The organism is Psychrobacter sp. CX14 (assembly GCF_057396205.2).
In genome coordinates, this window is record NZ_CM183187.1 from 2,280,721 (window position 1) to 2,294,529 (window position 13,809).

The following is a 13,809-nucleotide window of genomic DNA, read 5'->3' on the forward strand; positions in this document are numbered from 1 at the left end:
ATACGAATAATAAAAGCTGATATCCGTTAATGCTTGTTATCGTTAAAATGCTTGTTATCGTTAAGACGTTATAAACAATCAGACATCTAGCTAAAAAAGCCAACAAAGCAGCATCTGCGCTCAGTTGGCTAATAAAGGTCAGCGAATATTTGGAACCTTAATATCGCTATAGGGCTTAAGTCCCTTAAACTAGATTAAAGCTTTATCGCTAGCAATGATGCCGTTATTATCGGCATATACATACATCCCTGAGTTTAGGGTTAAATCACCAAAACTGATTTCAATATTGGTTTGGCCTTCACCGCGGCGGGTTGATTTGCGAGGAATGCAGCCGATTGCCATTACGCCAATGTCCATTTGTGCCATATCATCGACATCACGGACGCAGCCATAGACGATGACCCCTGCCCAGCTGTTATCAATCGCTGATTGAGCAATCATATCGCCCAATAATGCACAGCGCATAGATCCGCCGCCATCAACGACCAAGACTTTGCCCTCACCATTGGCATCACGGCCATCACTGTTTAACAGCTCTTTGACTCGGCTATTGTCCTCAAAGCATTTGACAGTAACAACTTCACCGCAAAATCTGTCTTTTCCACCAAAGCTATAAAATGACTTGCCTTCAATATTTGGCAAACATACCTGACTCTCTGGATTGGCATCTAATAAATCACAGGTCACAAACGTGGTTTTGGTCATCTCAGTCATAGTTATATCCTTATTAGTATTTTTGAAATAGCTGTTATTTTTACTGCTAAATTTATACTCATCGGCTTAGCAGAATCTCAATTAGCTTAAGACTTTAGCCGAGTCATCGCAAGCAATTGTTTGTTCTCGATAATCGTGACATTCGCCGTGTCATGCTTGGTACTTTTATCGACGTATTTATACCGCTCATGAATCTCTTGTGCGCTCAGTGCCATCGCAGCAGCAACACGTTCAGCGGCAATAGGACGTGAGCCAACTGATTTGGGCACTAAAGGTGAGAGAACCTTATATACCTTTTGTGCTGCATTTTCTAAGATACGCCCTTTGTGCTTGCCTATTAATAGGGAGGGGCGAAATATCACAAGCTCTGGAAATTTAAGCTCGCGTACCGCGGCTTCTAGCTCCGCTTTAACTTGGTTATAAAAGAAACGGCTATCACGGTCAGCACCTAGCGCCGATAATAAAAAGAAACGTTCCACTCCTTTATGGCGGCATATCTTGGCAAAGCTTAAATTGTAATCGTAATCCACACGTCGAAATGCCTCTTCACTACCTGCTTGTTTCATAGTCGTCCCCAAGCAAGTAAAGGCATCAGTATGCGCATCAAGGGTAATGCTACTTACAATCTCATCTAAGCTCGTAAAATCACCCAACTGATAGAACTGCATCTCCGCGGAGATATGCTTAGGCGGTTTCCTTGCGACAATAATTAAGCTGTCGTATAACAAATTTAGCTGATTGACCAAGTGCTTCCCGACCAACCCCGTTGCGCCTATAATAATGGCTTTACGTTTCATAACTCTGTGTACCTATTTTATAACGCTTGTGCTAACGCGTTTCTCAAAAGCTGATAGCAATAGCAAACAAGCCTTTATATTATAGTTATGGCTTATATCCGTTTATGCTCAGCATAATATCCCCAACATAACAGTCAATCTCGACTCTTTTATCGCCTATTTTGGCAAATCTGGGGATATGGCTACCGGTTACTCTAAACATTTTTTGGGCTATGCTCAATTGCTTATTGTATTTTGAAATCTTTTCATACAAAACTTGTTAAAATCACGTGCAACTGGTATAATCCGCCGCTTTATAGCAATAAGTAAATTATTTTGTTATTCTTTTAACCTTAAAAGTATAACCCCGATTTATCTTCATTGTAGATAGCTTAATCTTATTTTTTAAGAATATCTGTATCTGCTATAAATCTCCTTGCTGTTGACATGGGGTCAATGGCTATTAATCCGTAAGGAGTCTTAAATGCGACATTACGAAGTGGTGCTTATCGTACACCCTGACCAAAGCGACCAAGTAGTCGGAATGGTAGAGCGATATATCAAATTAGTTCAAGACAACAATGGTATGGTTCATCGTCTTGAAGATTGGGGCCGTCGTCAGTTGGCTTACCCAATTAACAAAATCCATAAAGCACACTATGTGTTATTCAACATCGAGTGTGATGGTGAAACTCTAGAAGAGCTTGAAGAACTATTCCGTTATAACGACGCAATTATCCGTAGTCTAGTTGTTCGTCGTGACGACGCTATCACTGAGCCTTCACAATTAGCGAAAAGTGCTGATGAGAAGCGTGCTCGTAAAGCGCCACGTAGCGAAAACGCTGACAACGATCAGGATAATGAGTCTAACGACGATTCTGACGACTAATTTAAGCTCAATTAAGGAGAACACCCATGGCACGTTTTTATCGCCGTCGCAAATTTTGCCGTTTTACCGCTGAAGGTATTACTCACATCGATTATAAAGATGTAGAATTATTAAAACAGTACATCAGTGACAATGGCAAGATTGTTCCTAGCCGTATCACTGGTACGTCTAACAAATATCAGCGTCAATTAGCAACTGCTATCAAGCAAGCTCGCTACTTGGCATTGCTACCATATACTGATAACCATAAGTAAGCCAACTCAGGAGTGACTCATGCAAGTTATTTTATTACAGCGTATCGTCAACCTTGGTAAACTTGGCGAAACTGTGGATGTAAAATCTGGATACGGTCGTAACTACCTTATCCCACAAGGTAAAGCTTTACCAGCTACACCAGCTAACGTTGAAAAGTTTGAAGCACGTCGTGCTGAACTTGAAGCAATTGAAGCCGAAGAGTTAGCAGCTGCTAACAAACGTGCTGAAGCATTGACTGACGTTAACGTTATCATGCGTGCTAAATCTGGTGAAGATGGTAAGTTATTCGGTTCTATCGGTACTCGCGATATCGCTGATGCCTTAACCAAATCTGGCCTTGAAGTTGACCGTTCTGAAGTGAAGCTACCTGAAGGTACGCTACGCAATATCGGTGAATATAGCGTTGATATCCAGTTGCACCATGACGTGTTTGCTAACATTCTAGTAACCATTCTTTCTGAAGATGGCGACGTAGAAGCAGCGCAAGCACAGCAGCAACAAGAAGAACAAGCTGAAGAAGAATAATTTTAGCTGAGTATTTACTTTACTCATCTAACTAATATTTAGCTTGGATTGACAGATACCTTGATATTTAGTCAATCAACCTAAAAGTCAGCTTCGGCTGACTTTTTGTATTTCTAACATTTATAATAACCAATAAGACTTGTATTAGATTAATTTAGTATCTTATTATGTTACTTAATGTAAGGCCTACCTAGTACAGCTTGTACTAACCCATTCTTATCTATATAATATCTCGTTCAATTGGGGATGTTCTGGCTTCGACGCTGGTGATGAAACTCAATGATGCATGTCGAGAGTATATGTCCTCTCGTTAATCAAACATATATTGTTATAGTCGCAAACGACGAAACTTACGCTCTAGCAGCTTAAACCCCTGCTTACTCCTCTGCCCTTTACCCATAGTGGGTTAGACGAGTTGAAGCGCACGCATATGGGTTCGCTTAAGTGGCTGCCTTAGTCACTTAGGTTCAAACTTAAAGGATCGCCCTATCCAACCTGACTGTCGGTTCGGTGCGGGTTAAAACCAAAGACAGACCCTAAACATGTAGATTCATGAGCGTAGTGCTGGCGGACGCGGGTTCAACTCCCGCCATCTCCACCAAACACTAAAAAGGCTTGTCACATTAATTGTGGCGAGCCTTTTTTAATGGGCGATACATAAGTTTTGATAATAAAGGGCTTATCACCCATACTGTGATAAGCTTTTTTAAGAAACTCTTTTATCTTTTAATATATGAACTTACTTCGTCCTAAACGCCTTCAAAAATAGATACATCGCTGTCTTAGCGGCTCTCATTTGTACCGCTTGTCTATCTCCAATGAATTCTCGCTCAATGATTGAGAGCTGATTATCAACGCATAACCCAATATAAAAGGTTTTGGCTGTTCTACCTGACGCGATACTGGCCTCTGGTAAGTCATGGCAATGGAAAAGTGCGATGCCATTATTTAACTCATTATGTTTCATAAATTCTAAAAGCTGCTGCTTGGCCAATGTTTCTGTAATCTCCTGCTTTAAGTGTTTCGTTATACTTAGTTTGACGTTATCGTGAGCATCATCACTGTTTAATAGTTGATGGGTCAGATAGCCAGTCGTATTTATCTCAAGCACACCAAATTTACTGATTGTATGACAACCTATTGCCCGCTCTAAGCTTTCATTTTGGTTGCTGTATAGATGCTTAGCTAAACGCTCATTTATACGTCGCATCATCGGCGCAAAATAAATTTCAGCCTCCTGATCACTATTTGCTTTGACACTTAAGCGAACAGTAATCTCTCCTATCCCCGCGTACGGTGCCAGTGAGACCTTGTTTTGATTGCCAATTAAGTCTTTAAGGGTATCCTCGACCGATGACTCACCGATACCGCCAAATTTTAAATATTTAGAATACAGCTTAGTACGCTCACCTAATATGTCGTCAAGTAACGGTTTAAGTTCATGATCAAACATGTAGCTCATTTCTCTGGGTGGTCCTGGTATGGCAGCATAATAGGTATCATTATGCTGATGCAAAAATCCTACCGCTAGCCCAACTTCATTTTTGAGTAAATGGCTGCCTTCGATGGTATTGGCCTGTCTTTTATTAGAGGTAATTAATGACTCATTTTTACCAGCAAACAGTTCCAGTATCTTCGCTTCGGCCTGCTCATCAATGACTAACTTAGCACCTGTAAATTCAGCAATCGCATCTTTGGTCAAATCATCCTCTGTTGGACCAAGTCCACCGCAACACACCACCAAGTCTGAATGCATGCTGGCGATTTTTAAGGCTTCTTTAACCCGCGTCATGTTATCACCGACTACGCCCTGAAAATATACATCGATACCTAAGTCGGCCAAGCCTTCAGCAATGTACTGCGCATTGGTATTAACAATCTGACCCAGTAATATTTCGGTACCGACAGCAATAATCTCAGCTTTCATAAATAATTCTCCTTATTTTATAGCTATTCAAATATGTCTTTAAGCCTACTTTATCTCAAAACCCATTACCTTGGGTGCTCATAAACGTATTATTTTTTTAGGACGCAAAAAAGGCCTGTCATATCAATCATGACAAGCCATTTATTCGCTTAATGTAAGCAGTATTCTGGATATTTATTAAATTTTAGGCAAAAAAAGATGACCCCATCAGCACATCCTCGGCACACATTGTATCTACTACCGTTGCTACCTTCCGGTCCTGGCGGGGTTCATAGTACAATGTTGCGAGGCTACCAACGGAGCCACCAAGCACGTATTATACCTAAGCTTTCATTATTTTCAAGCATAATCATAAATTTAGCTTCTGTATGGCACTCTTTTTTTAATCCCGCCTATCTTAACCTGTAACAAAACTATCTATAGTCAGTGAGCTATTAAACGGTTACAGCGTTAAACTTGCTAAGTCTACACTTGTAATACTTACGCTCCGTTGCCTTGTAACCATTTCAGACTCCTCTGATTATCCCTTTAGTACAAACACCCATACTAAAAAACCACGTATGCTAATTCTATGATTGGCAACTCAACATTAATGCTCGCCACGCTCACTCCCTGTTCGCTTTATTTTATTGTTATAATCAAGGCAGACTCCCTAATGACACAATAAATAAAACTGAGATGATATTATGCCCGATGCTATCCAAGCACCAAAAAAGCACATTCGATTCAGCCTATTGCCAGTTCTGTTTGCCCTTAGTAGCGTCAGTTATGCCGTTACGCCTGTCTCACCTACCACGACTACCGCTGCAAATAATACCTCTGCGTCAACTACAACCCTACCTAATGCCTATAAGCTTGTTAAGAAGATGGATGCACAAAAGCGAGAGATGGCACGGCTGGCAGGCGAAATTGAGAGTTTGCAGCAGCAAATCAATAGCTTAAAACAGGAATTAAGATTAGAGATTAAACAAGAACTAGCGAACGAGTTTGAGCGTACGCTGCAAGATAAGGTACAGGCAGAAGTTAACCGAATCCTAAGTCAATCAGGCCAAATGCAGAAAACCATTCAACCGGCTGATGTCAGTGCATCTACTCAAGGTTGGGGCACAGAGGCAAATCCTTTAGATAATAATAGTAGTACAAGCTCAGATCCCGAAGTCTCGGAACAGAAGCAAATCGAGCTGGCTTATGCCGCTGCTTATTCGGCACTAAAAAATGAAGGTGTGGACGCGGGTATTGAGCAGATGAAAGCCTTTATCGAGTCCTACCCCGATCATGATTTGGTCGCTAATGCTCATTATTGGTTGGGTGAGTTTTATTTAAAAGACACTCCGCCTAATGTCAACTCAGCAAAAGAGCAATTTTTACAGGTGATTACTGACTATAAAAACGACCCCAATAATGACAAACAGAGCAAAGCTTTATACCGCCTAGCCTCATTTGCCAAAATCAGTGGCGACTCTACCAAAGCCAAACAGTTTATCAAAATCTTGGTCACAGATTACGCCGACTCTAGTGAAGCCCAGCTAGCTCAATCGGTTAAATGGTAATTCGTTTTGAGTTAAGTGTTATAAGCAGCCAATATACGTCAGATTTCATTACATTAATCTAGCAAACGATTAATGATGCATATACAAAATCGAGGTAAGATAGGTTAATCTGGTATCTATATTTAAATGTCTCTGTAAATATATTGAAAAATCACAACAAATAAAAAGGAAATCATTATGTCAATTGTCTCAGCTAAAACATTATCTAAAATAGGACTTCTCTCCCTAATTAGCAGCACTGCCCTATTAGGCAATGTGGCCAATGCCGAACCCACAGGCTATAACCAAATTAGCTTTGATGTGGAAGCCAATCAAGAAGTCGATAATGATGAAGTAACGGCAACCCTTTATAAGCAAGCTCAAGCAACCAGTCCAAAGCAATTGGCCACAGCACTTAATACCGCGATCAATAAAGCGATGAACATTGCTAAACGATACCCTACTGTCACTGCGACAACAGGCACACAAAACACACGCCCTAACTATAATGACGACGGCAAAATTACCGGTTGGACAGGTACTGTCAGTATTGACCTAAAAAGCCATGACTTTGCAAAAGCCAGTGAGCTTATTACGACACTACAAGACTCATTAGTAGTTCAAAATATTCAGTTTGGCGTATCAGAAGATAAACAGAAACAGCTTGAAAAAGAGCTAATTAAAAAGGCCTCACTTGCCTTTAAAGAACAAGCCAAATCTTTAGTAGAGACTTGGGATATGAGCGGCTATCAAATTATCAATGTTACCATCAACTCAAATGGTGGCTATAGCCCGCGCCCTATTATGATGATGCGTGATATTTCAGCAAAAAGCAGTGCGCCTGCTCAGAGTTTTGAAGGTGGCAATACGCAACTGGGCGTTACTGCGAGTGGTACGATTGAGCTTATCCCATTTATGAGATAGCTTTAAATAGATTGTCTTTTGGAACTTAAGGCAGCTCTATAAAAATACAAGCCATAAAAAATCCCAGCACATGTGCTGGGATTTTTGATTACTATCAGACTAACTCTAAACCAAAGCTTAAATTATAGGCTGTAGTACATATCAAATTCTATTGGATGCACAGTCGTATTTAGACGACGTACTTCTTCTTCTTTAAGCTCGATAAACGCGTCCAACATACCTTTAGTAAATACATCACCTTTTAGTAAGAAGTCATGGTCATCTTTAAGCGCTTGTAGAGCCACTCCTAAACTCTCAGCAACCGTTGGGATTGAACCTTCTTCTTCTGGAGGTAGGTCATACAAGTTCTTATCAGCCGCATCACCTGGGTGCATTTTGTTTTGGATACCGTCAAGGCCAGCCATCAATAATGCAGCAAACGCTAGATATGGGTTAGCGGTTGGATCAGGGAAGCGGGCTTCAACACGAACGCCTTTTGGCGAGCTTACGTATGGAATACGGATAGACGCTGAGCGGTTACGTGCTGAGTAAGCTAACATGATTGGTGCTTCGTAATGAGGTACTAGACGCTTATAGCTGTTAGTCGATGGGTTAACAATAGCGTTTAGTGCACGTGCATGTTTGATGATACCACCGATGAAGTATAAGGCAGTTTCTGAAAGACCAGCATATTCATCACCAGCAAAAGTGTTAACGCCGTCTTTTGAGATTGACATGTGTACGTGCATACCAGAGCCGTTATCACCAACGATTGGTTTTGGCATGAAAGTAGCTGTTTTGCCAAACTGATGCGCAACGTTATGTACCACATATTTGAACTGCTGTACTTCATCCGCTTTACGAACCATAGTATTAAATGACACACCAATTTCAGACTGACATGAGGCTACTTCGTGGTGATGAACTTCAACACGGTCTGGACCCATGATGTCTTCTAGACGCTGACACATAACTGAACGTAAGTCTTGTGAGCTATCTACTGGTGGTACTGGGAAATAACCGCCTTTAACGCGTGGGCGGTGACCCATGTTGCCCCAGTCATAGTCATTTTCAGTTGACCAAGCAGCTTCTTCGGCAGTGATACGGTGACGAGCGCCTGACATATCAATAGACCATTTTACGTCATCAAATATGAAGAATTCTGGCTCAGGACCGAAATATGCCGTATCACCAATACCGGTTGATTTTAAGTACTCTTCAGCACGGCGTGCGATAGAACGTGGGTCACGCTCATAACCTTGCATAGTAGTTGGTTCAATGATATCACAAGTTACCACAACAGTCGTTGCGTCAAAGAATGGGTCAACGAATGCCGTTTCTGGATCTGGACGTAAAATCATGTCAGAAGCTTCAATGCCCTTCCAGCCCGCAACGGATGAACCATCAAACATTTTACCGTCTTCTAGTACGTCTTCGTCAATGGTTGAAGCTGGGTAGCTGATGTGTTGCTCTTTACCAATGGTATCAGTAAAGCGAAAATCTACCCATTTAGCGTTAGACTCTTTGATTAGATCTAATAATTTGTTCGACATTTGTGTCTCCATTAATATGTCACAATGAAATTGGTTATGTGTTGAGCTGAGTTAAAAGTTATTATGTTGCACCTTAGCTTAATTTTTATAAAGCTTGCACATCATCATATTATCAAAAATCAGTATAGGCGACAGCGCTGCAAAATCCTAGTAGCAATTTTTGATTAAATTCTTAAATCTTCTCTAAAATACGTTTTGCCTTTAAAAATGCATATCGCTTTAAAAGTTAATAAGAACCATCAATATTGCTGCATTAGATGAATAACACTTGGCGGACTGATTATCAAATCAAATACTCAGCGTTTTACTTTGATTTGTTCGATTAGTCAGAATCTACTTTGACCAAATTGATGTAATAGATATTGCAACTCGCGTGCCAATTTTAAAATATTTACTATTATCTTGCTTAAAGCGTCTAAACAGCGCTTACACGCCGTATTTAAATATTTATTATCCCTTTTAAAACTAAGTTTATCTCAAATGGTGCAAAATAGTAAGCGGATGCGCACTATTTTTGTGCAAATCTTCTCTAAAATAACGCCTTATTAGTGAAGTATTAAAGATTGCTTTTGTTAGCGCTTTTTCTTAGTCCTTTCTTTTACGTGATAGTTACTTTTATGTGATAGTTACTTTCATGAGGTTGCTATTTTTATATGATAGCTACTTTGATTTAATATTTATCTGATGAAAACCTCCGGTTAAACAACGGGGCTTATTTGAACGGAGCTTATTTGAATAGTTACAAGACATGCTCTATTCAATGCCATAAGCTATTTAGGTATAATCACGCCTTCAAAGTATCTCGTGCCTGCTAATTTCTCGTAATGAAATAAGAACGAAAAAGAGCAAACGGCTTAGACTAAGGACTCCTCCATGCTTCTGCTTTTAGATAACTACGATAGCTTTACTTATAATATAGTGCAGTATCTTGAGCAGCTTGAAGCTGAGGTGCAGGTCTATAAAAACGATGCCGTAAGCTTAGCGGATATCGAAGCACTACAGCCAAAGGCCATTGTATTGGGTCCTGGGCCAGGAACGCCCAGTGAAGCAGGCATTACCCTAGATTGTATTCGCCATTTTTCAGATACCCTGCCCATGCTTGGCGTCTGTCTAGGACATCAAGCGATTGCTCAAGCCTTCGGTGCACAAGTTATTCATGCTCCGCAGATTATGCATGGCCGAATCTCTAAGGTGCATCACAATCAGGCTGGCGTTTTTAAGGACTTGCCCTCCCCAACCGAGTTTACGCGCTATCACTCTCTTATTGTTGATAAAGAGACTTTGCCAGAGTCGCTTGAGGTAACGGCATGGACGCAGCAAACAGAGGTTGAAAGTAAGAGCTTATCTACAGATATAAATAGTCATGTGAATGAAGTGATGGGTATTCGTCACAAGCAGTTGCCTATCGAAGGCGTGCAATTTCATCCTGAATCTATTTTAAGTCAGGCCGGCTTACAGCTTTTTAACAACTTTTTGATATCACATCATTTATTATGAATAGATGCTTATTAGAAAATACAAATAACTGCTTAGGCTAATTTGCTACACCTTTCGGCCTTATTCAACTGCAATAAATAGCTAAAAACCATCAGTCAGTTGATGTTTCGCGATTTAGCCTAGTCATTGCCAGTATGTTATGTATAATAATTTAGATTTGCACTATTTTTTATTCCTTAAACCAACAATACAGTTATAAAACCTATGACAAACACTGCTCCTTTCTCTACGGCTAATATGACCGACGAACAAATCCACGATCTATTAATCACCGCACTTGGCCGCATTATTAAACGTATTGATTTGACTCAAAAAGAGATGCGAGAAGTGATGACCGTGATTATGGATGGCAAATGCCCTGACGCTATGATGGGTGCTATCTTGACTGGTCTTAACATGAAGAGTGAGTCAATCGACGAGATTACCGCTTCAGCTAGAGTCATGTTAGATTTTGCCAGTAAAATCGAGCTTGAAGGCTGCCGTAATTTAGTTGATATCGTGGGTACCGGCGGTGATGGTAGCAACTTATTTAACGTCTCTACTGCTTCAGCCTTTGTCGCAGCCGCCGCAGGCGCACATGTCGCTAAGCATGGCAACCGCGGCGTATCCTCAAAATCGGGTAGCTCAGACTTATTAGAGCAAGCCGGTATTCATTTGAGCATTACTCCAGAACAAGCCAAGCTATGCATTGAAAATCAAAAAATCGGTTTCTTATTTGCACCCAATCACCATCCGGCAATGAAGTATGCCATCCCTGTACGCCGTGCATTAAAGATTCGCACTATCTTCAACATTTTAGGCCCTCTAACTAACCCTGCCGGCGTGAAAAGCTCGATTATCGGTGTCTTTACAGATACTTTGTGCGAGCCATTGGCACATGTGCTTAAAAATCTAGGCGCAGACCATGTATTAGTCGTTGGTTCTAAAGATGGCTTAGATGAAATTAGTCTAGCAACCAGTACCAAGATTGCCGAACTAAAAGATGGTGAAGTAACCGTTTATGACCTTTTTCCTGAAGATGTTGGTGTCAAATCACAAACATTGGTCGGATTAAGCGTGGACTCTTCTGCACAAAGTCTTGAGCTTATCCAAGCAGCTTTATCTGGCGAGGAGAGCACTCAAGCAAAAGTGGATAAAGCGCGTGATATGATTGCGCTTAATGCCGGTGCCGCCATTTATGTGGCCGGACTTGCTAGCAACTTCCCTAATGGGGTAAGCCAAGCACAAACCATTATTCGTAGCGGCAAAGCATTGCAAAAAATGAATGAGTTGGCGGCTTATACCCAGTCTTTAAAGGCTTAAGTGTCTAGTCTGACTGGCACAACCCCATTATTGATATACGAGAACACTATGACCCATGATGCTATTCCATCAATTTTGAAGAAAATAGTCCTGACCAAAGAGTCGGAGGTAGCCGCCGCTAAAGGTAATAAAGACTTGGCGACTATCAAGGCAGAAGCAGAACAACTGTTTGCTGCAAAAAGTGCCCCACGTCGCGGCTTCGCTCAAGCACTGCTCAATAAGCAGCAGGTAGGCAAACCAGGCATTATTGCCGAAATTAAAAAAGCCTCGCCCTCTAAAGGTATTATCAGCACTAACTTTAATCCAAGTGAGATTGCAAAGCAGTACGAACAAGCCGGCGCTGCTTGCTTGTCGGTATTGACGGATGAGCAATATTTCCAAGGTCATCCGCAGTATTTAGAACAAGCCAAATCAGCTTGTGCCCTACCAGTACTGCGTAAAGATTTTATGATTGATGTCTATCAAATCTATGAGTCATATCTGATGGGTGCCGACTGTATCTTATTGATTGTGGCCTGTTTAGATGACGAGACGCTACATGAGCTGCATCGTATTGCCTGTGAGCTGGACATAGATGTATTGATTGAAGTGCATACCCAATCAGAGCTTGAGCGAGCCTTAGCGCTTCCTGAATCGAAGCACAATATCTACGGTATTAATAATCGCGATCTCAATACCTTTAATACTGACCTGCATACCTCAATAACCCTAAAAGCCTTTATTGATAATCAAACAGCTGCGGATACCAAACCTCAGTTGTTGGTCACAGAAAGCGGGATTCATAGCACAGAAGACATGCAGCTTATGCTCAATAATCAAATCAGCTGCTTTTTAATTGGTGAGCAGTTCATGAAAACTGAGCGCCCTGGTGATACACTCGCTAGCCTGCTAGACTCTTTATCATAAGGTTAATATTAATGAGCAGCGATAAGGGTAACTTTGCTATTTTTAGCATTTCTCATTATCTTCACAGCCGATTATCAAAACTTACATTTTTACTTTTAAATTCATTCAAATAACGCGGTACATATTATGGCTAAATCATTATTTTCAAAAGAGATGCAAGAACAGCTTAAAGAGCTCAAAGGCGAATTAAGCAAAGGTCGTGCAACGTCACCTAATGACCCTGAAAATGAAAAACCGACTGATCCTGTTGCGCTACCGACCAAAAAGCAAGTAGAGAAAACGGTTAAGCAGCTAGACAGCGAACACATCGATGATGACAAAGTACTGTTTATGCAGGCAATGGCGGGCGTTACCCCCATTGAAGATAACAATACTATCTCCGATGTAGCTAAGCCAAAAGTCACCAAACCTAATGCCTCCACTCTATCTAAACGTGCAGCAGCACAAGGCGCAGAGTCTGAATCATTAGAGGCTGGCTTGTCAGATATGCAAGCGCTTCTAAACCCAGTAAGCGGTGATGCTTATCTGACTTATAAAACCCCCTCTCTACAAAACAAAGTATTTACTCAACTTAAGCAAGGTAAGCTGCGCTGGTATGATGCGGTAGATATCCATGGCTGCACTATCGATGAAGCACGTGAAGCAATGACCACCCTGATTGCTCAGGCTAAAAAGAACAATGAAAATGTGGTAAAAATCGTTCATGGTAAAGGTACTGACGCGGTACTAAAAACTTGTGTGAATGGTTGGCTACGTCAATTACCGGAAGTATTGGGCTTTGTTTCTGCTCCGCCCAAAGATGGTGGTAATGGTGCGGTATTGGTTTTATTGAAAAAGAACAAACCGGATAACGCCTCATGAGTTAGAGTCAAACCTACTCTTCCCTACCACTTTGATTTATTAAGTAGTAAGTAGATAAGAAATCAATTAAGAATAAACAGGCCACCTCATAAGTTCATGAGGTGGCCTGTTTATTTATCTTACCATTATGTCTTGTCATGAACGCTTTTACTAATGCGTCATAATAGATGTG

The 13,809-nt window shown here is 41.0% G+C and carries 13 protein-coding genes and 2 other RNA genes; 10 read left to right on the top strand and 5 right to left on the bottom strand.

Going from position 1 to position 13,809, the window contains the following annotated elements; genetic code table 11:
* Positions 1-189: 189 nt before the first annotated feature.
* Positions 190-705, bottom strand: coding sequence for a ribonuclease E activity regulator RraA (gene rraA / locus AC2SLO_RS08910; protein ID WP_486540636.1), 516 nt, complete (start codon positions 703-705; stop codon positions 190-192).
* A gap of 95 nt (positions 706-800) precedes the next feature.
* Positions 801-1,511 (bottom strand): NAD-dependent epimerase/dehydratase family protein, encoded by a 711-nt coding sequence (locus AC2SLO_RS08915; protein WP_486540431.1) that lies wholly within the window; start codon positions 1,509-1,511, stop codon positions 801-803.
* 463 nt (positions 1,512-1,974) lie between these two features.
* Between AC2SLO_RS08915 and rpsF the strand changes: the two genes are divergently transcribed.
* The 4 genes from rpsF to ssrA all read left to right on the top strand — a co-directional run bounded on the left by rpsF (position 1,975) and on the right by ssrA (position 3,760).
* The gene (gene rpsF, locus AC2SLO_RS08920) at positions 1,975-2,379 is read left to right on the top strand and encodes a 30S ribosomal protein S6 (RefSeq protein ID WP_486540433.1); all 405 of its coding nucleotides are present in this window, start codon (positions 1,975-1,977) and stop codon (positions 2,377-2,379) included.
* A 26-nt stretch (positions 2,380-2,405) separates the two neighbouring features.
* Positions 2,406-2,633 (top strand): 30S ribosomal protein S18, encoded by a 228-nt coding sequence (rpsR, locus tag AC2SLO_RS08925; protein ID WP_019672669.1) that lies wholly within the window; start codon positions 2,406-2,408, stop codon positions 2,631-2,633.
* A 19-nt stretch (positions 2,634-2,652) separates the two neighbouring features.
* Positions 2,653-3,159, top strand: coding sequence for a 50S ribosomal protein L9 (gene rplI / locus AC2SLO_RS08930; RefSeq protein WP_486540435.1), 507 nt, complete (start codon positions 2,653-2,655; stop codon positions 3,157-3,159).
* Between the two features lie 242 nt (positions 3,160-3,401).
* Positions 3,402-3,760, top strand: a transfer-messenger RNA (tmRNA) gene (ssrA, locus tag AC2SLO_RS08935).
* Between the two features lie 138 nt (positions 3,761-3,898).
* Here the strand turns inward: ssrA and AC2SLO_RS08940 are convergent.
* Together AC2SLO_RS08940 and ffs are read right to left on the bottom strand one after the other, a co-directional pair.
* On the bottom strand, positions 3,899-5,086 hold the full coding sequence (locus AC2SLO_RS08940; RefSeq protein ID WP_486540437.1) for a CinA family nicotinamide mononucleotide deamidase-related protein: 1,188 nt from the start codon (positions 5,084-5,086) through the stop codon (positions 3,899-3,901).
* A gap of 202 nt (positions 5,087-5,288) precedes the next feature.
* Positions 5,289-5,385, bottom strand: an RNA gene (gene ffs, locus AC2SLO_RS08945) — signal recognition particle sRNA small type.
* A 387-nt stretch (positions 5,386-5,772) separates the two neighbouring features.
* Here ffs and AC2SLO_RS08950 point away from each other — a divergent pair.
* Together AC2SLO_RS08950 and AC2SLO_RS08955 are read left to right on the top strand one after the other, a co-directional pair.
* Complete coding sequence (locus AC2SLO_RS08950) at positions 5,773-6,636, top strand: hypothetical protein (RefSeq protein ID WP_486540439.1); 864 nt, start codon at positions 5,773-5,775, stop codon at positions 6,634-6,636.
* Positions 6,637-6,813: 177 nt separating this feature from the next.
* Positions 6,814-7,539 carry an SIMPL domain-containing protein gene (locus AC2SLO_RS08955; protein ID WP_486540441.1) on the top strand — a complete coding sequence of 242 codons (726 nt, stop codon included), beginning with the start codon at positions 6,814-6,816 and terminating at the stop codon, positions 7,537-7,539.
* Between the two features lie 122 nt (positions 7,540-7,661).
* On the opposite strand, the gene glnA is transcribed toward AC2SLO_RS08955, so the two are convergent.
* Positions 7,662-9,071 (bottom strand): type I glutamate--ammonia ligase, encoded by a 1,410-nt coding sequence (gene glnA, locus AC2SLO_RS08960; RefSeq protein WP_486540443.1) that lies wholly within the window; start codon positions 9,069-9,071, stop codon positions 7,662-7,664.
* Between the two features lie 873 nt (positions 9,072-9,944).
* Between glnA and AC2SLO_RS08965 the strand changes: the two genes are divergently transcribed.
* From AC2SLO_RS08965 to AC2SLO_RS08980, 4 genes are all read left to right on the top strand, one after another.
* Complete coding sequence (locus AC2SLO_RS08965) at positions 9,945-10,568, top strand: anthranilate synthase component II (protein WP_486540445.1); 624 nt, start codon at positions 9,945-9,947, stop codon at positions 10,566-10,568.
* A 204-nt stretch (positions 10,569-10,772) separates the two neighbouring features.
* A complete protein-coding gene (gene trpD, locus AC2SLO_RS08970; RefSeq protein WP_486540447.1) occupies positions 10,773-11,870 on the top strand; it encodes an anthranilate phosphoribosyltransferase in 1,098 nt (365 codons plus the stop codon).
* Positions 11,871-11,918: 48 nt separating this feature from the next.
* The gene (gene trpC, locus AC2SLO_RS08975) at positions 11,919-12,776 is read left to right on the top strand and encodes an indole-3-glycerol phosphate synthase TrpC (protein ID WP_486540449.1); all 858 of its coding nucleotides are present in this window, start codon (positions 11,919-11,921) and stop codon (positions 12,774-12,776) included.
* 126 nt (positions 12,777-12,902) lie between these two features.
* Positions 12,903-13,637 (top strand): Smr/MutS family protein, encoded by a 735-nt coding sequence (locus AC2SLO_RS08980; protein ID WP_486540451.1) that lies wholly within the window; start codon positions 12,903-12,905, stop codon positions 13,635-13,637.
* Positions 13,638-13,809: the final 172 nt, after the last annotated feature.